Here is a 19,536-nt window from a genome sequence, read left to right on the forward strand (position 1 = left end):
ACACTTGCGGCGGCATGCGGTCAGCCAGCAGCGCGCGGGGCTCGGCCGTCGGCTGTCAACGTTCGTGCAGCAGCCCCCGCAAATGCTCCGCCAGCGCCTCCGCCGCCAGCCGATGCGCCTCGGCGCCGGGATGCTGGCGGGCGCCCTGCGTGCGGGCCGTCATCGCCGGCAGCTGGAACACGGCGACGCGGCGGTCGCCGGTGCGCCTCGCATGGGCGTCGACGGCGCGATAGAGGCTCGGCATCATCTCGATGCCGAGCATGCCGTATGCCCAGACGATCCACGCCTGCGGATTGCAGGCGCGCAGCCGTCCGAGGAAGTGCTCGGCCGCCGCCTCGAACGCCCCCAGATCGTCCTCGTGAAAGCTGCCGTCGTCCTTCAGCCGCTGCTTGAACGTCTGCCCCGTCTCCGCGCAGGTCCACTGCGGCGAGCGGAACGCGCCGCTGTCGTTCGTGCCGAGGTTGACGACGACCGCATCCGGCTGCCAGGAGCCGAAGTCATGCGGCTCCAGCGCGCCGAGCGCCGCGTTGCGCTCGCCGCCGAGCAGGCCGCATGTCTGCTCGTACACCGCCGGCATCCGCGAGCGCGGGTCGTTGTCCCAGCCGCTGAGCACCCCCCAGCCGCTCTGCGACAGGATGCGGCAGTCGGCGTCCAGCGCCTCGGCCGTCCGCCAGCCGTAGCTGTCGAGCGCGCTGAACCACATCGGGATCCAGTCCTCTTCCGCCTGCGCCCCGACCGCTCCTTCGCCGGAAGTAATGCTGTCCCCGACGAACTCGATCCGGCGCGCCCGCTCCGGCACCGGCAGCAGCTCCCCGTCCGTGCGCAGGCCGTGGAGCAGCAGCGCGCAGGCCGGATCTCCGCTCATTGCCTGCGTTTCCTTGACGAAACGCACGCGCTTGGCCGTCCGCGGGTCCATCCCGCGGAACACCGGCACCCAGCGTCGGCCCTCCTGCGCCATCTGGCGGCTGACCGGAGCCCCGTTCACCAGCAGGCTGAACCATGGCTCATACGATCCGAACGAAGCCTCGACCTCCAGCCACAGCTCCGTCCCCGTCACGACCAGCTCGATGCCGCTGCCCGTCCAGAACAGCGCGAGCGGCGAGCGCGACGGCCCTGTCCTCCCATGCGCTCGGATCAGCGGCGCATCCTCCAGCGCCATCGTCCGCATCTTCCGTTCCATTCTCGCATCCCCCTCGTCGGCTCTTTTCGCGCGAGCCCTGCATCCGTGCATGGGTCCAGCGCCCACGGGCGGCGCAGCCTAACGGTTAGGCCGCGCCGATCTCCTCCTTATCGTTCCACTCGGCAGAGGGATCGTCAAGCCTGCGGCAGCCTCCGCGCCGGACGCCGCTCCGCGCGCCGGTACGCCCGGGGCGTCTGGCCCTCCCATTTCTTGAACACCTTGATGAAGTAGCTCTGATCGTGAAAGCTCAGCCACGCCGCGATGTCCGCGACCGGGTAGTCGGTGAGCGAGAGCAGCTTCTTGGCCTCCTCGATCCGCTCGCGCTGGATGTAGGCCGAGATCGTCAGCCCGACCTCCTGGCGGAACAGGCCGGACAGGTAGTTGGGGCTGAGGTGGGCGCGCTCGGCGAGCCGGGGAAGCGTCAGCTCTCCGTACAGCCCGCTGGCGATCTCATGGAGGCAGTCCTGCACGGCGGGAGAAAAGCGGCCGCGGCGCTCCTGCGCCACCCGGTCGACGAAGTCGAACAGCGCCTTGGTCATGACCGCGCCGACCTCCTGCAGCGACGGCTGGTCCTCGAGCTGCTGAATATAGTAGTCGCTGAGCGTGAAAGCCGTCTCCTCCGGCAGGCCGCCCTCGATGGCGGCCCGGCAGATGAGCGCGATGCCGGTGATCATCAGGTTCTTCTCGCTGCGCAGGCGGCTGCGGCGCGCGAGCACGCCGAATTCCTCCTCGCCGACGATGAACTCCATGACGAACGCGCGCATCCGTTCTTTTTCCCCGGTGCGCACGTAGTGCAGCAAGACGCGCTCATGCGGCAGATTGGCATGCTGCAGCCCGCTGCGCCGGCTGCGCGACAGCTCCGCCTCCGCGCCGCGCCGCTCCGCCGAGGCCGGCTCCTGCAGCGGCGCCTCGGCGAGCAGGCCGGCTGCCGGATCGACCGGCGTCCGGCGCACCGCGAAGTGGACCATGAGGCCGATCGCGGCGGCCCGCTCCGGCTCCAGCAGCGGCACCGCCTCGTACAGCTCGAGCAGCTGGCGCCGGTTGCCGGCATGGAGCGCGGCCAGCCCCTCGTCCAGGCCGTCGCCCGCATCCCGCTCCTGCGCGAACGGTCCGAGCACGATCGTGCCGGCGAGCCGCTCGTCGTCCAGCGCGTTCACGAACAGGTACTGCAGCCGCGAGCGCGTGAAGCGGATCGGCTGGTCGGCCGCCACAAGCGCATATTCGGCGCCGGCGACCTGGTCGCGGACGGCCGCGAAGAACGGATTGGTCCGGAGCGCGGCGGGGGCGTGCTCCGCTTCGATTTTTCGCCCTGGATGGACGATGAAGACCGGCACCTGCAGGGCGTCGTATAGAAGCCTTCCGAATTCCCTCAGCTGCTCCAGCTTGTTCATGTCCGTCCCCCTTCGGCTGCCGGCCGATCTCAAGATGTGAAAAAAGTACTACAAATCGGAGAAAAGAACAAGGAACGCCGATGTAAGCGCTCTACAATGGAGGAGCAGCAGATCCCACTCTCTCCGAAAGGATGATTCCCATATGCTTAACGAAAAAATCGCGCTCGTCACCGGCGGAGGCAGCGGCATCGGCCGCGCCACGAGCCTGAAGATGGCCGGCTACGGAGCCAAGCTCGTCATCGTCGACTTCAACGAGGCCGGAGGCCAGGAAACGGTCCGGCTGATCCAGGAGCAGGGCGGCGAGGCGATCTTCGTCCAGGCCGACGTCTCCAAGGCCGAGGACGTGCAGCGCTATGTGCAGGCGGCCGTCGACGCCTTCGGCCGGATCGACGTCTTTTTCAACAACGCCGGCATCGTGCAGAAGTTCAACCGGCTCGCCGACATCGAGGAGAGCGAGTTCGACCGCATCATGAGCGTCAACGTGCGCGGCGTCTTCCTCGGCATGAAGTATGTGCTGAAGGTGATGGAGCAGCAGGGCGGCGGCTCGATCGTGAACACGGCTTCCACCGCGGGCGTGAAGAGCGAGCATAGCGCGTCGGCCTATTCCGCGAGCAAGCATGCGGTCGTTGGCTTGACGAAGGGCGCGGCGATCGAATATGCGAAAAAAGGCATTCGCGTCAACGCCATCTGCCCGGGCGGCGTCGAGACGGCGCTGACGAAGGGCGTCGAGGCGGCGTTCCTGTCCGGCGGCTACGTGCCGGAGGAAGTCGGCAACATGCGCATGGGCCGCTACGCCCAGCCGGACGAGCTCGCCGAGGTGGCCTGCTTCCTGGCCTCGGATCGCGCCAGCTACATGACCGGCTCGATCGTCGTCGCCGACGGCGGGCTCACGCTGTAAGGCGCGGACGGACGGGAAAGTCGCAAAAAAGAGAAGGAGCCGAGCAAGCTCGGCTCCTTCTCTTTTTTGCGGTTGATGGCGATGGGCGGATGGACCGCCGGAACCGGCGGGACGGGACGGATTCAAGGCAGTTTTCTGCCTTGGATCCATCGGTTCCGGCTGGCTGGCCGGATCCAAGGCAGTTTTCTGCCTTGGATTCACCGGTTCCGGCCGTCGCGCCGGATCCAAGGCACTTTTCTGCCTTGGATTCACCGGTTCCGGCCGGTGGGACGGATTCAAGGCAGTTTTCTGCCTTGAATTCAGCGTTTCCGGCCGGTCGGGCCGGATCCAAGGCACATTTCTGCCTTGGGTTCAGCGTTTCCGGCCGGTCGGGCCGGATCCAAGGCAGTTTTCTGCCTTGGATTCGCCGGTTCCGGCCGGTCGGGCCGCATCCAAGGCACTTTTCTGCCTTGGATTCGCCGGTTCCGGCCGGTTGGGCCGGGTCCAAGGCACTTTTCTGCCTTGGATTCGCCGATTCCGGCCGTCGGGCCGGATCCAAGGCACTTTTCTGCCTTGGATTTGCCGATTCCGGCCGTCGGGCCGGATCCAAGGCAGTTTTCTGCCTTGGATTCACCGGTTCCGGCCGGCCGGGGGTCAAGTCCATAATTGTGTGTAAAAACACTTCTCGGTAGAAAATGGAATCGGGTTTAAAGGCTGTCCGTCGCTTCCGTCATGGTGGTGCTGGTTTCCTGCTCCTCCGAGCCGGCGCCCTGAGTGGCTTTCTGCTTCTTCCACGCCTTGAAGTCCGTCATGTCCATGTACGGCTTCTTCGTCATCCAGTACTCGTTCTCTTCCATGAGCATGGCTCCGATGAGACGGATGACGGAAGCGCGATTGGGAAAGATGCGGATGACCGTCTCGCGCCTGCGGATCTCCCCGTTCAGGCGTTCCATGCCGTTGGAGGTGCGCAGCCGCACGCGGTAGGCCTCCGGGAAGGCCAGCACCGCGACGGCGTCCTCGAACCCGTCCTCCAGTATTTTCATCGCTTTGGGTGCTGTCTCGGCATACGCCTCAAGCGTCTGTTCGAGATAGGAACGAGCCGTCTTCATGTCGGGCGCATCGAAGATCGATCGGACGCGACTCTTGATTTCGCTTTGGAGCGCTTTGGGCGCTGCGTTCAGCACGTTCTTGATGAAGTGCGTCTGGCACCGCTGCCACGAGACCCTTGAAACTCCTTCTCGATGGCCTTGACCAGCCCGCCATGATAGTCGCTCGTGACGAGCTCTACGCCGTGCAGGCCGCGCTCTTTCAGCCAGCGGAAGTAGGCGCCCCAGCTCTCCTCCGACTCGGTGTCGTCGACGCGCAGGCCCAGAATCTCACGCCGGCCTTGCTCGTTCACGCCGTAGCCCACCAGAACGCCTCGAGAACAGATACGGCCTTCTTCACGCACCTTCACGTAGATCGCATCGATGGTGATGAAGGGGAAGGCGTGGTCGGCCAGAGAGCGGTTGTTCCAGTCGTGGACAGCCGGGTCCAGCTGCTTGCACAGGTGGCTGACCGTTGACTTGGAGAACTCGGTTCCGCACAGCTCCTCGGTGATTTTAGTCACCTTGCGCGTCGACACGCCGTTGATGACCATTTCCATGAGCGAGAGAACCAGCGCTTGCTCGCTGCGCTGATACCGGGCGAAAAGCTCGGTAGAAAAGGAGCCGTCCCGAAACCGGGGGACGCGCAAGGTGACGCTGCCAGCGCGGGTAATGACGTCGCGCTCGTAGCTGCCGTTGCGATAGCCCTTGCGCTCGCTGGTGCGCTCGTACGTCTGCGCCGCCAGCTGATCTGTCGCCTGGGCTGTCAGCACCTGATTCAGCACCGTCTCCAACAAGCGGGCCACTCCCGCGTCCCGATCGGTTCCGATAAACAGCTGGTGCAAAATGTCCTGATCTACGGTAATCTGGTATTGAGTCATGTGTAGGCACTCTCCTTGGAATGTTGGTCTCGACAACTTCCATTCTAACCGAGAGTCCTACCATGGCTTTTCTTTTTATGGTCAGGAGCATTTTACACAATTATATGGACTTAACTCCGGCCGGGCCGGATCCAAGGCAGTTTTCTGCCTTGGATTTGCCGGTTCCGGCCGTCGGGCCGGATCCAAGGCAGTTTTCTGCCTTGGATCCACGGTTCCGGCCGACGGGCCGGATCCAAGGCAGTTTTCTGCCTTGGATTCGCCGATTCCGGCCGTCGGGCCGGATCCAAGGCAGTTTTCTGCCTTGGATCCACGGTTCCGGGCAAGCGAGGATGGCTGCATACGGCGGACTGCGATGAAGGAGTTCAGACTACCTTCGTACGTCCTGGCTGTACCTGCCCTTGTCCCGCCTGCCTCTACCTGCTAGTCCTGTCCGCCTCTACTACCCTTGTCCGGCCCTTGTCCGGCCCTGTCTCTACCTGCCCTTGCCTTGTCCGCCTCGTCCGCCTCGTCCTCCTCTACCTGCCTTTACCTGCCTTGCCTTGTCCGCCTTGCCCGTCCCGCCTCGTCCTGCCGCTCACCCGCAGTGCAGCTCGCCTAGAGGCCGAGCTGCTCCCGCCAGCGGCGCTTCGGCTGCCAGCCGAGCAGGCGCATCGCCTTTTCGCTGCTCAGCAGCGACTCATGCCCTTCCAGCGGAGCGCGATAATCCTGCACCTCGGGATAGCGCGCGGCCATCAGCTCGCGGCTCGGAACCGCCATGCTCGTCTCGTCCGACGCCAGGTTCAGCGCGACCGAGCCGAGCCCCTCCGCCTCGACGGCCAGACGGCAAGCCTCGGCGGCATCGCGCGTGTCGATGTAGCTCCATAGGATGCGCTCCCGCTCCTCGGGCTTGTCGATCCAGGACGGGAACTGCTCGTACCACTCCGGCGGAATGACGTTGCCGAGCCGCAGCGAGACGACCTGCATGCCGGTCCGCCGATGGAACATATCGGCCGTCAGCTCGCCGACGACCTTGGACAGGCCGTAACTGTCCTGCGGCAGCTGAGGATGCGCCTCGTCCATCGGCACATACTGCGGGCCGAACGGATGCACGGCGAAGCAGATGCCGTAGCTCGACTCGCTCGAGGCGACGACGGCTTTGCGGATGCCGAGCCCCGCCGCGGCCTCCAGCACGTTGTAGGTGGACATGACGTTGTTGCGGAACGTCGTCTCGGGCGGCACCATGCCCGCTCTCGGGATCGCCGCCAGGTGCACGACCGCGTCTGCGCCGGCGAGCGCGCCGTAAGTCTGGCCGAGATCCTGCAGATCGACGATGAGCGTCGGGCAGAGCGGCTCCTCCGGGTGGCGGGTATCGACATTCGTCACTTCATAGCCTTGCTCGAGGAAATGCCGGACGACCCAGCGTCCCAGCACGCCGCTTCCTCCGGTCACGACCACTTTCTTGCCAGCAGATGACATGATCGGATCTGCCTCCTCTAGTTGGGTTTTAGCTGCACTGCTTCGTTCGCATGCCTCGCTGCAAGGACAGCTCCCCTTAGCTTAAACTTTGTTTAGCGGACGAACAATCTTTTTCTGGACTATGCCCCCTATGGAAAAAAAGGTATGGTTTACCTATCCGAAAACGATTGCCGAGGAGGAAGATGTCCGATGGAGGAATATGTAAGAGATTATGCGATGTACGCGTCCGTATTCGGCTTGTTCAGCATGAGCTGGTTCGGCTGGGCCCAGGAAAAGCCGCGCGAGTCATGGCGGGCCGGGCTCGGGATCGCGGCAGGAGCCGCGCTGCTCGTCTGCCTCGCCGGCGTCTACTTGAGCATCACGAACTGGGACGCGCCCTCGGCGCTGAACGAGACGAGCGCTTTCCGCGCTTACCTGATCGCTTTTTATGCGGAGCTGGCGCTGGCCGGCATCGGCTCCTGGCTTCTGTACCGGGCCAAGCGGCCATCCTTCGTGGCGCCGTGGATCACGCTCGTCGTCGGCGTCCATTTCATCAGCCTGAAAAGCGTCTTCGACGATGCCGCGCTGTACCTGCTCGCGGCGCTCATGATCGCCGTCGCCCTGGCCGCTGTCCCGCTGGCGCGAAAGCTGAACGTCGCCTCGAGCGCGATGACCGGCATCGGCTGCGGGACGATCCTGCTCGGATTCGCCGCGCTGGGCCTAATCCGCTTCTGGATGGCGGCCTGAAGCCCGCAGGCCGGCGTCGCCCGTGTGGCCCGCGAGGCCAGCTTCGCCTGCGTCGCCCGGGTGGCCCGTGCGAGGCCAGCATCGCCGGCGTCGCCCGTGTGGCCAGCGAGGCCAGCGTCGCCTGTATGGCCCGCGATGCCCGTGTGGCCCGCAGGCCAGCTTCGCCAACGTCGCCCGAGGGGGGCCGACTGCCGAGCGAGCGGCTCCTCGCGCCCGCCGCTTACGCCTGCGCGGAGGCCGGCTTGGCGGGCCGCCTGAACAGCGGCAGCTGCAGCCAGAGGATGCCGCCGATGAACACGGCCGCTCCGATCCCGACGTAGATCGTCATCGGCTCGTCGAAGAACAGCACCGACCAGAGCATCGTGAACAGCGCCTGCACGTTGCCGAGCAGCGCGGCCGCGGCGAGCGGCACGCGCTTCAGCCCTTCCGCGAACCAGACGAAGCTGAGCCCGGTAATGAGGCCGAGCGCGAGCACCGCCGCCCATGCGGCGAGCGACATCTCGCCGACGAAGCCCCAGCCGGGCTGCAGCGGCGGCAACGGCGCCAGCAGCAGCGCGCTGACGGCGAACGCCGACAGGTTCATGCTGCCGGAATCCAGCTCGCCGACGAGGCGGCGCTGGCTGATGACATGCAGCCCCGCTCCGGTGCCTCCGAGCACGAGCAGCAGCATCGTCAGCCCGCCCGAGCCGAGCTGCTCCAGCGGCATGCCGTTCCAGCCGATGAGGCCGACGCCGAGCATGCACAGCGCGGCGGCCGTCCAGCCGCGGCCGGATACGCGCTCGCGCAGCAGCCAGGCGGAGAACAGCAGGATCGCCGTCGTCTGCACCGGCGGGATCAGGATGTTGGAGTACGAGTAGCCGAGCGTGATCGCGGCGTTCTCGAACAGGTAGTTGGCCGCTTTGGCCGCTCCGCCGATCCAGATCCACTTGAGCGCCAGATGAAGCCGCAGCCCGCGGCCCCGCACGAGCATATAGATTCCCAGAAACAGCACGCCGAAGAAAAAGCGTCCGAACGAAATCGCGAAGCTGTCCAGCATCGGCGAAGCGGTCTTGACCAGCACGCCGACGAAGCTCCAGGCCAGCGTGGCCAGAAGCACAAGCACGTAACCCATTGCCGTTCCCCCTTTGATGCATGAAGTATAGGCTCGCACGGGAGAATAGGCAAGAGCGGCGGTAGAAGGCCGGGCGGCTTCGTTTCCAGCCGTTCCCCTTGCGGAAGCGGTTGTGGAAGGCGGCATTCCTCGCTATAATACTGAATATACGTTCAGGATACGATCAAGGCTAGGAAACCGGGGTGAGGCCGAGTTGAACAAGAAGCAGCAGCAGACGGAGCAGACGAAAAAACGGATCGCCGACGCCGCACGGACGTTGTTCGTGCAAAAAGGCTACAAGGCGACGTCGATCGACGAGATCGTCCAGGCGACCGGCTGCAGCGCCGGCAACATCTACTACCATTTCAAGAGCAAGGAAGGGCTCATCCTCCATCTGCTCGACGAGTGGAACCGCGAATGGGAAGACAACTGGCTCGCCGAGGAAGCCCGCTACGAGACGGCGGCCGACAAGCTGTACGGCATGGCCGAGCATCTCGCGCTCGACCAGTGGAGCCACCCGCTGGCCAAGGCGGTCGACGAGTTCTTCAACCTGTCCGACAAGACGAGCGGCGTCGAGGAGCGGATGCACGGCATCGTGGAAGGCTATCTGGCGTTCAACCGCCAGCTGCTGCAAAAGGGCGTCGACAGCGGCGAGTTCGCGGTCCAGGACGTGGAGACGGCGGCTCTCCTGCTGGACAGCCTGCTCTACGGCCTCAGCCAGCATGCCAAGCGCATGACGCGGGAAAAGGCTCTCGCGGCCTATCGGGCCGGAATGGATGCGTTCCTGTACGGAATCGCCGGAGCGGCTCGGTAACAGCCGCGCTTTTTTTCGCCATATTCTAGAACGAATATTCAGGATTTTCGCAATCCATCAGGGGGTACCATCATCATGACGCTTCTACTGCGCAACCGCGGAGCGATCCTGCTCCTCATGCTCAACCTGTTTATCGTCTTCACCGGCATCGGCCTCGTCATCCCGATCATGCCGAAATTCATGGAGCTGCTCGGCATCTCCGGCAGCCTCGTCGGCCTGCTCGTCGCTTCCTTCTCGCTGACGCAGCTGCTGTTCTCTCCGCTCGCGGGACGGCTCTCCGACCGGTTCGGCCGCAAGCGGCTGATCGTGATCGGCATGACCGTCTTCGCCGTATCCGAAGCGCTGTTCGGCTTCGCCGAGCAGCCTTGGCTGCTGTTCGCCTCGCGCCTGCTCGGCGGCGTCAGCGCCGCGCTCATCATGCCGGCGGTCATGGCCTACGCCGCGGACGTGACGACCAAGGAGGAGCGCGCCGCAGGGATGGGCTACATCAACGCCGCGATCACGACCGGCTTCATCATCGGGCCCGGCATCGGCGGCTACATCGCCGAGTTCGGCCTGCGCGTGCCGTTCTACGCGGCCGGCGTCGCCGGCCTGATCGCCGCGGCGCTCACGCTGTTCGTGCTGCGCGAGTCGAAGCCGGCGCAGCCGGACGCAGCCGCCTACGCGGCGCAGCTTCCGGACGCCTCCTACGGCCGCCGGCGCGGCCTCGCCGGCCAGCTGCTGACGTCCCACCGCGAGCCGTACTTCTTCAGCCTGATCGTCGTCTTCACGTTGTCGTTCGGCCTCGCCAACTTCGAGACGGTGTTCGGCCTGTTCGTCGACCACCGGTTCGGCTTCGAGCCGAAGGACATCGCCTTCATCATCACGTTCGGCTCCATCGCCGGCGCCGTCGTGCAGGTGACCGCCTTCGGCTGGATCCTGAACCGGTTCGGCGAAAAGCGCGTCATCTCAACCTGCCTGCTGTTCGCCGGCGTCTTCATCCTGCTGACGCTGTTCGTGCATACGTTCTGGCTCATCTTCGCCGTGACGTTCGTCGTCTTCCTCGCGATCGACATCCTGCGGCCGGCCATCAGCACGCAGATGTCCAAGCTCGCCGGCGCCGAGCAGGGCTACGTCGCCGGCTTGAACTCGGCCTTCACGAGCCTCGGCAACATCGCCGGCCCGATCGTCGCCGGCGTGCTGTTCGATCTCCATATCGCCATGCCGTATGCGCTCGCGAGCGTCGTGCTGCTGCTCTGCTTCGTGCTCTCGACGGGGCTGCGGACCGGCAAGCCGGGATCGCCGCCGTCTAGCCGCCAGCCAAGCTGAAGCGCCCGCCTCCGGCCATGCCGGCCATGCGGGCCGCCAGCTGCGACGGGTTCCGGCTCATCGAGCAGGAGCCGCTCGCCGCAGGTTTCGGTCCGAAGCGCAAAGCATGGTATCCTTGTGGAAAGAAGGCGCGGCTTTCCCCCTGATTCCGGCCGCCTGCGGGCGGGCCGGCCAGGCAAGCCCGCTTCAACCTACAAGCAAAGGGTGGTCTCTTCATGAATCCGAATCTCCGACTGATCGTCGATACCGACACCGCCGGCGACGACGTCACGTCGCTGCTGATGGGCCTGCTCTGGCCCGGCGTGCGCATCGAGGCGATCACGACCGTCATGGGCAACATCCCTGTCGAGCAATGCACGGCCAACGCGCTGACGACAGTCGAGACGGCGGGCCGCGGCGGCGAGGTGCCGGTCTACCAAGGCTGCGACCGGCCGCTGCTGCGGCCGCTCGTGCAGGCGGCCTACGTCCACGGCGCGGACGGCATGGGCGAGTCGGACTTCCCGCCGCCCCGGCATCGCGCCGAGGCCGAGCATGCCTCGAACGCGATCGTCCGGCTGCTCAGCGAGCATCCCGGCGAGCTGGAGCTCGTCGCCCACGGCCCGCTCACGAACCTCGCCGTCGCTTATATGCTCGATCCGTCCATCGTCCGCAAGGTCAAGAAGGTGTGGGTCATGGGCGGCAGCTGCCACTTCCGGGGCAACATCACGGCGACGGCCGAATTCAATTTCTACGTCGATCCCGAGGCGGCCCGGATCGTGTTCCAGGCGGGCTTTCCGATCGTCATGATCGGCTGGGACATCTGCTGCCGCAACGCGCTCGTCGGCGGCGAGGATCTCGACCGCCTGCAGGCGATCGACACGCCGATCGCCCGCTTCTACCGCCAGGTCAACCGCAAGGCGCTCGCCTTCAACCGCGCCAACGGCCTCGACGGCGTCACCCATCCCGACTCCGTCACGATGGCGATAGCGATCCGTCCGGAGCTGATGCTGCGCTCGCAGCGCTGCCAGGTGGAGATCGAGTGCCAGAGCGAGGCGAACCGCGGCTTCAGCGCCGTCGATACGCGGCCCGCGCCCGAAAATACGCCGGCCTGGACCGGCGGCGAGCGGACAAGCGCCGAGGTGTGCCTGGAGGCCGACTACGGCCTGTTCTACCGGATGCTGACGGCGGTGCTGAGCGGCGATTACCGCGAGTTCGAATGAGAGGAGGAGACCGATGGCGGACAAGCTGTCCATCCTCGTCGTCGAGGACGACGACGACATCAGCCGGCTGCTGTGCGGCGTGCTGCGCAAGGACGGGCATGAGCCCCAGCCGGCCTACTCCGGCACGGAGGCGCTGCTGTACCTCGAGCAGCGGCCGTGGGCGCTCGTGCTGCTCGACCTGATGCTGCCGGGCAAGCGGGGCGAGGAGCTGCTGGAGACGATCACCGCGCGGCACGGCTGCCCCGTCATCGTCATCTCCGCGCGGGACGGGCGCGAGCCCAAGATCTCCGCGCTGCGGACCGGCGCGGACGACTACATCACCAAGCCGTTCGACCTCGAGGAGGTATCGGCCCGCGTCGAGTCGGTGCTCCGGCGCCATCGCCGCCTGCCGCAGCAGCCGGGCCCGCGGCCGCCGCTGCGGCATAAGGACCTGGAGCTCGACCCCGAGGCCCGGACGCTGACGGCGGGAGGGACCGAGCTTGCGCTGACGGCGCGCGAGTTCGACATCGTCGCGCTGCTGATGGCTTCTCCAAGGAAGCTTTTCACCAAGGCGAACCTGTTCGAAAGCGTCTGGGGCGAGGAATTCCTCGGCGGAGGCGACAACGTCGTCGGCGTGCATATCAGCCATCTGCGGAGCAAGCTGGCCAAGGGCAATCCGGAGGAAGAGTACATCGAGACGATCTGGGGCATGGGCTACCGGCTCAAAACTTAAGCCTTTCTTATGGATCGGCTTTACGAACGCTTACGAAACGGCCTCTATGCTTGAGCTATGACCCGATCAGGGAACAGGAGGCTGAGGCAATCATGCAGGAATACGTCCTGAGGACGCATCAATTGACCAAGCAGTACGGCAAGCAGGTCGCGCTCGACCATGCGGACATGACGGTCCGCAAAGGCGCGATCTACGGCTTCATCGGGCAGAACGGAGCCGGCAAGTCGACGCTCATGAAGCTCGTGACGGGACTCGCGTTCCCGACATCCGGATCGGTCGAGCTGTTCGGAGCCGCGAGCGGCTCCGAGCTCGTGCAGGCGCGCCGGCGCATGGGGGTGTCCATCGAGAGCCCCGCGCTCTACCCGCAGCTCACCGCCGCCGAGAATCTGGAGGCGCACCGGCTGCAGCAGGGCGTCCCCGGCCGGGACAGCGTCCGCCGCACCCTCGAGCTGGTCGGCCTGTCCGGCACCGGACGCAAGAAGGCGCGGGCGTTCTCGCTCGGCATGAAGCAGCGGCTGGCGCTCGGCGTCGCGCTGCTCGGGCAGCCGGAGCTGCTCATCCTCGACGAGCCGACCAACGGACTCGATCCGATGGGCGTCGTCGAGATGCGCGAGCTGCTCACGCGGCTGAACCGGGAGAGCGGGATTACGATCCTCATCTCCAGCCACATCCTGAGCGAGCTCCATCTGCTGGCCACGCACTACGGCATCATCCACCAGGGCCGGCTGCTGGAGCAGCTGACGAGCCGGGAGCTGCAGGAGCGCTGCCGCCAGTTCATCCATATCAAAGTAAATCTGCCGGAGCGCGCGGCCGTCGTGCTCGAGCGCGAGCTCGCGACCCGGGAATTCGAGGTGGCCGCGGACGGCAGCATCCGGCTGTACGCGCATCTCGACCGGCCGGCCGCCGTCGCCTCGGCGCTCGTCGCCGGCGGACTGGAGCTCGAGCAGCTCATGCCGATAGGCGAGGATCTCGAAAGCTACTTCGCCTCGCGGATCGGAGGCGGCGATCATGCTTAACCTGCTGCGCTCCGAAAGCTACAAGCTGCTCCGCAACCGCTCCCTCTGGCTGCTCGCGGCCGTGCTGGCCGCATCGGGCATCGCCTACGTCCTGATGGCGTACTACGACGAATCGAACGGCGGCGGGACGCTGAGCGCGGTCAGCGGGCTCGACCTGCTGGCCATGGCGATGGGAGGCAACAACTACGTCATCAAGATCGGGCTGTGCGTGCTGGCCGGATTTTTCATCTCCAGCGAATACAGCGCCGGCACGATCAAGCGCGGCGCCGCTTCCGGCTATGGCCGCAGCCGCTTCATCGCCGCCAAGCTGCTCGTCTTCATCGGCGGCTCGGCGCTCGTCTCGCTGATCTTTCCGGCGGTCATCTTCGCGCTCGGCTCCGCGCTCATGGGCGTCGGCGAGCTGCCGGGCGGAGCGTCCGCGGCGGACTACGCCTGGCGCTCGCTGCTCGTGACGATCACGCTGTCCGCGGCGTTCGCCGCCGTGACCGGAGCGGTGGCGACCGCGCTGACCGACAGCGGCAAGACGATCGGCGCCCTGTTCGTCTTCTATTTCTTCGCGGACGGCCTGTATGGCATGATCGGCAAGTTCATCCCGTTCGTCGAAACGATGTACCGGCACTCCATCTTCCATCTGATCAACACCTATGCCGATCCGGCGATGGGCTCCGCGCAGCTCGCGCAGTCGATCTATGTCCCGCTGCTCGTCGCCGCCGCCTTCGTCGGCATCGGCATCGCCGTCTTCGAGCGCAAGGAAATCCGCTAGCTCATAAAAAGGAGGAGGCAGCTCATGACGGCCGTCCTGATCACCCTGTCCTTGGGCCTGGCCGCGCTCTGCCTGCTCCGGCTGCTGCGGATGCGCAAGGAAGTGCGTTCCCTCGCCCGCCATCTGCGCCGCTACAACGACGGCGAGGTGTCCGGCCAAGCCGTCATCGGCGGGCCGGACCGCGCGCTGGAGGCGCTGGCCGCGGAGATCAACCGCCACACCGGCCTCATCGTCCAGGCGCATGCCGAGCGGCGTCGCACGGAGGACGAGCTCCGCCAGGCCGTCGCCAACATCTCGCATGACCTGCGCACGCCGCTGACGTCCATATCCGGCTACATCCAGCTGCTGGAGCGGGAGGGCCTCGGCGGGGACGAGCGCCGGGAAGCGGTCGCCGTCATCCGCAAGCGCGCCGTACGGCTGAAGTCGCTGCTGGATGACTTCTACGAGCTGTCGAGGATCGACTCCGCCGACTATGCGCTGAAGCCGGAGCGGCTCCGGCTCGACACGCTCGTCCCCGAGATTCTGATGGGCTTCTACGACGCGATGGAGGAAAAGGGGCTGGAGCCCGCCTTCGAGCTGACCGAGCGGCCGCTCGTCATCCGCGCGGACGAGTCCGCGGTGCGCCGCGTCATGGAGAACCTGACGCTGAACATGATCCGGCACGCCTCGGGACGGATCGAGATCGCCCTGACGGCAGACGGAGGGGTCGCGGCGCTCCGCCTCCGCAACCGCGCGCCGCAGCTGCTCGGCATCGACCCGGAGCTGCTGTTCAACCGGTTCTACATGGCCGATGCGTCCCGCTCCGGCTCGAGCTCCGGCCTCGGCCTGTCCATCGCCCGCGGGCTGATGGTCAAGATGGGCGGCACCCTGAGCGCCAGGATGGAAGGCGACGAGCTGGAGCTGACCTGCGAGTGGCGGCTGGCCTAGCGGCGGCGACGGTGAAGAGATTTCGTACGAGCAGCAAAAAGGGCAGCCCCAAAGGCCGATGAATCGGACCTGGGGGCTGCCCCTTTGCTATTCGGGCACGCTCCTTCGCGCGTTTAGAACAGTTTCTCCGGCGAAGGCACGACCGTCTGAATCAGCCGCCCGGCGTCGCCGTTGCGCGCCGCGAAGCTGCTTGTGGAGCCTCCGGCCCCGCCATTGCCGCCGGACGCGCCGCCGCCTCCGCCGGCGTTGACAGACGGCGACGATCCCGCCATCGCTCCTGCCCCTCCGCCATTGCAGTAGATTTGGCCCGTAATGGCCAGCGGGTTCGCCGAGATCAGGTGCACGATGCCGCCGCCCCCGCCTCCTCCGCCGCCTTCGGCGTCGCCGCCGTTGCCGTCGAAGCCGGAAGCGCCGGCTCCTCCGTTCGCCAAGATCACGCCGTTCACGGTCAAAAGGCCTTTCGAGCCGAGCACGACGATTCCTCCGGCTCCTCCGCCGCCCCCTGGGATGCCCTGGCCGGGGACGCCTGGATTCATCCCGTTGGCTCCGCTGGCGTTGATGACCGCGCCGCTCGCCACATCCAGGCTCCCCTGGGCGATCAGGACGATGGCTCCGCCTCCTTCGCCGCCGCTGGCCGCCGCGCTTCGGCTGCCCGCGCCCCCTGCCGCCGCCTCAGGCAGCGTAATCCGGGCCGCAGCGATCGAGGACAGCCCTTTGCCGCCGACTCCAGGACCTGCCGCCGACAGCGAGACGCCGGGATGAGGGCTGTACGGATTGGCGTTGCCCGCTCCGGTCTGCACCGTGATGGCGCCTGTTATTTTGATGTCCCCCGTAGCGCGGATGATCGTGCCGCTCGGTACGAGCAGATTCCCTGAAATCGTGACGTTGGTGAACTGCAGGTTGCCGCTCGCATAAGCGCCCGGAGAATTCACCCAATCCAGCGACTGGCCGGCGGGCACGTTCAGCGCTCCGGCCGAGCCGTCGCCGTAGGCGCCGCTGTCGCCGGCCGGCCCTTGCGGTCCTTGCGGTCCTTGCGGCCCCGTCGCCCCGGCCGGTCCTTGCGGCCCTTGCGGCCCCGTCAGCCCGGCCGCTCCGGCGTCCCCTTTCGGCCCCTGCGGACCAACCGGTCCGGCTGCTCCAGCGGCGCCCGGCTCGCCTTTCTCGCCCTGCAGCCCTTGCGGACCTGGCTCCCCCTTCTCGCCTTGCGGACCTGGCTCCCCCTTCTCGCCTTGCGGACCTGGCTCTCCCGGCTCTCCCTTTACTCCCGGCAAGCCTTGCGCTCCGGCTTCTCCCGCCGCTCCCGGCTCGCCCTTCTCGCCTTTCTCACCTTTCTCGCCCTTCTCGCCCTGCGGCCCTTGCGGGCCGGCAGGTCCCGCATCCCCGGTCTCGCCCTTCGTTCCTTGCGCGCCCGCCGGTCCTTGCGCTCCCCTTGGACCGACCGGTCCCTGGTCGCCTTTCAGGCTGAGCTTGTAGGCCGTCTGGCCCGAAGCGCAGCTGCTGCCTGGAGCGAGCAGGCTCATCTGGCCGGTGCCGCTGACGCAGATCTGGATGGAATCGAGCGGCGCGGAAGTCGCCCACGCTCCTGGAATCTGGACGACGAGCATCAAAGCGCCCGCCACCAGGACAATCTTGCTTTTCAGCATCTTCATCGATGATGACCCTCTCTCTCGTTAAATGAACCGCACGAGCTTCAGCATCCGCTCCAGCATGGCGGCCGTCTCCGCACGCGTGGACAAGCTGGTCGGCCTGAACTTGCCGCCGTCCGCGATGATGCCCGTCTCTGCGGCCTTGATCGCTGCGGCCTGCGCCCAGGCCGCAATCTCGCCTGCATCGGCGAGCGTCGTTGTCCGGGCCGAGCCGGCCGGCTCCGCGCCCGTGTACGCCATCGCTCCGACGACCATCCGCACGAGCTCCTGGCGCGTCACGGATCGGCCGGGACGGAACGATCCGTCCTCGTAGCCGGAGACGAGCCCTGCCTGATAGGCCGCGCTCACCGCCTGCTCGTACCAGCCGCCGGCCGTATCCGCGAACGGACTGCCCGTCTCCGCATCGGCGAGTCCGAGCGACCGCACGAGCAGCGCCGCGACCTCCGCGCGCGTAATCGGCGCATCCGGAGCGAACAGGCCCTGGCCCCGTCCCTCGAAGATCAGCCTGGAAGCAAGCTGCTCGATCGAGGCCCGGCCCCAGTGCCGCTCCACGTCGCGGAACGTCGCCGGCCGGTCGATGACCGTGAATATGCCGCCTCCCTGCCGCTGCATGACCGCGACCCAGCGGCCGTCCTGCCGTTCGAACCGGGTCGGCACGAACTGGAAGCGGTTCGCCGCCGCATCCCACGCGACGCCCGCAGCCGTCGCCGGGACGGCGTCTGCCGACAGCGGAACCGTACGCGCCGCGTAGCGGTCGAACACGCTCAGGAACGCGCTTTTGCCGTTGCCGCCCGTCACCTGGATGTCGATCGAGGCTGCCGCCGAAAGCCTCCGCGCCCCAAGCCTTTCCGCCGCCTGAGAGACCGCCGCCTCGATGGCCTCGTCCGGAGTGCGCGCCTTGAAATGAAACCCGACCGCATCCTCCGCCACGCCGAACCGCTCGCTGTACCGCTTGGCCGACAGCTCGGCGATCGGCACCGACAGCATCGCTCCGCCCGCCTCGCGGAGCTGCAGCTTCGCCTGCGGGTTCAGCCGCGCGATCTCGCGCAGCGCAGCGCCGGACAGCCGGATCTCCCCTCCGGCAGCCGGCAGGTCGAGCCGCACGACGCCGTTTTGGATCGCCTCGAGCGGGATCGCCGCAGCCGCGGCCGTCCCGTCAGCCGACACGATCTCGGCCCGCACCGCCGCATCCGGCTCCGCCGGCGGGGCCGACGGTCCCGGCGCGGGAGGCAGGATCGGAGGCGGCTCCGGCGGAGCGGTCGGCTCCGGCAGGCCCGGAGAGGCCGTCGGCTCCGGCTCGACTGCCGGCGCGTTCACGACAAGCTCGGCACTTGCGGACAAGCCTCCGTACTGGGCTGTCAGCATCGTCCGGCCGGGCTTCAGCCCGCGCACGACGCCCTTAGCGTCCACGGAGGCGATCGAGCCGTCGTCCAGCCGGTAGGAGGCGAGCTCCGTCACGCGGCTCGCCGAGCGGTCGCTCCAGAGCGCGCTCACCTCGAGCTCCGCTTGCCCGCCGACGTCCACGTCATAAGCCGGGCGTCCGAGCTGCAGCGAGGCGAGCTCAAGCGGCGGGGTCTCGTGCGAGAAAGCCACGTACACGCTCGACGCCACCGTCACGCCGTTCATGGCCGCAGTGATTTCCGCTCCGCCTTCCTCGGTCGGCGCCGTCAGCTCGGCCTGGTAGGCGCCGTAGCTTTCGTAGGCGAACGTGAGCGACACCGGCAGCGGCTCTCCGTTCGGCGCCTCCTGCGGGATCGCGCCGTCGTCCCAGTGCTGGCGCAGCTCGAGCGGCGCGTCGGCAGCGCTCGTCAGGCTGCCGATCGAGCCGTAGGCCGCCGAGACGAGGTTCGCCGCGTAGCGGCCGTAAGCGGCATGCGTCACCGTGCCGAGCTCCCCACCCGTAGCGGCGAACTGCACCGAGGCTGCCGGCTCGGCGATGTCGTTGCCGTAGCGGTCCTTGAGCTGCAGCGTCAGCACCGTCCGGCTGATGCCGTCCGCCGGCAGGCTCATGCGGCTGGCCGTCAGCACCGAGCGCTCGGGCGACGGCGGTCCCGCCTTGAAATAGACCCGCGCCAGATCCGTCACCGCCACGCCCGCCGCCTCGGCGCTGACGTAGCTGATGCCGGCTGTCGTCGGCGCGGTCAGCACCGCGACATACTCGCCGTCGCCCTGGGCTGCCGGCGGACCCGCCCAGGCTCCGAGCGTCGCCCGGAGCCGGATCTGTTCCGGCGGCAGCTCCACCGCCTCGCCGCTGCCGTCCCTCAGCACGAGGGTCACCGTCGCCCGGCTCGTCCCGTCTGCGGGAATTCCCGCCTCATCCGCATGCAGCGTCCCGTGAATCTCGGTCCCGGACGACGCATAGGCCGGCCCGGGCGGCTGCAGCAGGCCGGCCAGCAGCAGCAGCGCCAGCAGGCCGCTCAGGCGCCTGCGCCAAGGCCCGATCTGTCCGCATGGATGTCTGTCCAT

At 67.0% G+C, this 19,536-nt stretch carries 15 protein-coding genes and 1 pseudogene; 9 read left to right on the plus strand and 7 right to left on the minus strand.

What is annotated here, in order from left to right; all coding sequences use genetic code 11:
• Positions 1 to 55: 55 nt before the first annotated feature.
• Together GE073_RS24170 and GE073_RS24175 are read right to left on the minus strand one after the other, a co-directional pair.
• The gene (locus tag GE073_RS24170; protein ID WP_153784566.1) at positions 56 to 1,180 is read right to left on the minus strand and encodes an SGNH/GDSL hydrolase family protein; all 1,125 of its coding nucleotides are present in this window, start codon (positions 1,178 to 1,180) and stop codon (positions 56 to 58) included.
• Between the two features lie 134 nt (positions 1,181 to 1,314).
• Positions 1,315 to 2,571, minus strand: a complete 1,257-nt coding sequence (locus GE073_RS24175) for a helix-turn-helix domain-containing protein (protein ID WP_153784567.1) — start codon at positions 2,569 to 2,571, stop codon at positions 1,315 to 1,317.
• A 142-nt stretch (positions 2,572 to 2,713) separates the two neighbouring features.
• On the opposite strand from GE073_RS24175, the gene GE073_RS24180 reads away from it, so the two are divergent.
• Positions 2,714 to 3,469, plus strand: coding sequence for an SDR family NAD(P)-dependent oxidoreductase (locus GE073_RS24180; RefSeq protein ID WP_153784568.1), 756 nt, complete (start codon positions 2,714 to 2,716; stop codon positions 3,467 to 3,469).
• Positions 3,470 to 4,155: 686 nt separating this feature from the next.
• On the opposite strand, the pseudogene GE073_RS24185 reads toward GE073_RS24180, so the two are convergent.
• Positions 4,156 to 5,414: pseudogene (locus GE073_RS24185) on the minus strand (IS256 family transposase).
• Positions 5,415 to 6,008: 594 nt separating this feature from the next.
• Complete coding sequence (locus tag GE073_RS24190) at positions 6,009 to 6,869, minus strand: NAD-dependent epimerase/dehydratase family protein (RefSeq protein ID WP_101807517.1); 861 nt, start codon at positions 6,867 to 6,869, stop codon at positions 6,009 to 6,011.
• Positions 6,870 to 7,058: 189 nt separating this feature from the next.
• Between GE073_RS24190 and GE073_RS24195 the strand changes: the two genes are divergently transcribed.
• Complete coding sequence (locus tag GE073_RS24195) at positions 7,059 to 7,595, plus strand: hypothetical protein (protein ID WP_084137509.1); 537 nt, start codon at positions 7,059 to 7,061, stop codon at positions 7,593 to 7,595.
• Between the two features lie 220 nt (positions 7,596 to 7,815).
• On the opposite strand, the gene GE073_RS24200 is transcribed toward GE073_RS24195, so the two are convergent.
• Positions 7,816 to 8,706 (minus strand): DMT family transporter, encoded by an 891-nt coding sequence (locus tag GE073_RS24200; RefSeq protein ID WP_153784569.1) that lies wholly within the window; start codon positions 8,704 to 8,706, stop codon positions 7,816 to 7,818.
• Positions 8,707 to 8,899: 193 nt separating this feature from the next.
• On the opposite strand from GE073_RS24200, the gene GE073_RS24205 reads away from it, so the two are divergent.
• The 7 genes from GE073_RS24205 to GE073_RS24235 all read left to right on the plus strand — a co-directional run bounded on the left by GE073_RS24205 (position 8,900) and on the right by GE073_RS24235 (position 15,424).
• Complete coding sequence (locus tag GE073_RS24205) at positions 8,900 to 9,499, plus strand: TetR/AcrR family transcriptional regulator (RefSeq protein ID WP_028600176.1); 600 nt, start codon at positions 8,900 to 8,902, stop codon at positions 9,497 to 9,499.
• A 75-nt stretch (positions 9,500 to 9,574) separates the two neighbouring features.
• Positions 9,575 to 10,807 (plus strand): MFS transporter, encoded by a 1,233-nt coding sequence (locus tag GE073_RS24210; protein WP_028600175.1) that lies wholly within the window; start codon positions 9,575 to 9,577, stop codon positions 10,805 to 10,807.
• Between the two features lie 215 nt (positions 10,808 to 11,022).
• Positions 11,023 to 12,006 carry a nucleoside hydrolase gene (locus GE073_RS24215; protein ID WP_153784570.1) on the plus strand — a complete coding sequence of 328 codons (984 nt, stop codon included), beginning with the start codon at positions 11,023 to 11,025 and terminating at the stop codon, positions 12,004 to 12,006.
• Positions 12,007 to 12,019: 13 nt separating this feature from the next.
• The gene (locus GE073_RS24220; RefSeq protein ID WP_153784571.1) at positions 12,020 to 12,718 is read left to right on the plus strand and encodes a response regulator transcription factor; all 699 of its coding nucleotides are present in this window, start codon (positions 12,020 to 12,022) and stop codon (positions 12,716 to 12,718) included.
• 92 nt (positions 12,719 to 12,810) lie between these two features.
• Positions 12,811 to 13,734 (plus strand): ATP-binding cassette domain-containing protein, encoded by a 924-nt coding sequence (locus GE073_RS24225; RefSeq protein WP_153784572.1) that lies wholly within the window; start codon positions 12,811 to 12,813, stop codon positions 13,732 to 13,734.
• Positions 13,727 to 14,497 (plus strand): ABC transporter permease, encoded by a 771-nt coding sequence (locus GE073_RS24230; RefSeq protein WP_028600171.1) that lies wholly within the window; start codon positions 13,727 to 13,729, stop codon positions 14,495 to 14,497. Before GE073_RS24225 ends, GE073_RS24230 begins: the two co-directional genes overlap by 8 nt.
• Positions 14,498 to 14,521: 24 nt before the next feature.
• Entirely contained in the window at positions 14,522 to 15,424 is a 903-nt protein-coding gene (locus GE073_RS24235) for a sensor histidine kinase (protein ID WP_153784573.1), read from the plus strand.
• 113 nt (positions 15,425 to 15,537) lie between these two features.
• Here GE073_RS24235 and GE073_RS25870 read toward each other — a convergent pair whose 3' ends face one another.
• Both GE073_RS25870 and GE073_RS24245 read right to left on the minus strand, forming a co-directional pair.
• On the minus strand, positions 15,538 to 17,073 hold the full coding sequence (locus GE073_RS25870; RefSeq protein ID WP_153784574.1) for a collagen-like domain-containing protein: 1,536 nt from the start codon (positions 17,071 to 17,073) through the stop codon (positions 15,538 to 15,540).
• 21 nt (positions 17,074 to 17,094) lie between these two features.
• A complete protein-coding gene (locus GE073_RS24245) occupies positions 17,095 to 19,536 on the minus strand; it encodes an invasin domain 3-containing protein (protein ID WP_194843482.1) in 2,442 nt (813 codons plus the stop codon).

Origin of the sequence: Paenibacillus sp. B01, assembly GCF_009649995.1 — a bacterium.
Classification (GTDB): domain Bacteria; phylum Bacillota; class Bacilli; order Paenibacillales; family Paenibacillaceae; genus Paenibacillus_O; species Paenibacillus_O pasadenensis.